Source organism: Rhodococcus sp. GQ147 (assembly GCF_059759155.1).
On record NZ_JCAXDU010000074.1, the window covers coordinates 1 to 285 of the forward strand.

The window sequence follows — 285 nt, forward strand, 5'->3', positions numbered from 1 at the left end:
GGTCAAGTCCCGTGAGGTGGTGTACGACGTCGTCGCGTGATTCCTCGTCGGTGGATCAGGCGGTCAAGGCCGGTGTCACCTCCTCGGTGCCCTCGGTGACACTGTCGGCGGGCTTGTCGGTGCGGGAGCGGGCGAGTACGTCGAGGCCGAGGTAGCGGCGGCCTTCGATCCACTCGTCGTGCTGCTCGGCCAGCACCGCCCCGACGAGTCGGATCAGAGCGGTGCGGTCCGGGAAGATCCCCACCACGTCGGTCCGGCGGCGGATCTCCTTATTGAGGCGCTCCT

At 68.1% G+C, this 285-nt stretch carries 1 protein-coding gene; it reads right to left on the minus strand.

The features are described 5' to 3' along the window. Positions 1–55: 55 nt before the first annotated feature. Positions 56–285 (minus strand): transposase (locus AC6CID_RS25090; RefSeq protein ID WP_498354678.1); only part of this gene is annotated, 230 nt, incomplete at its 5' end.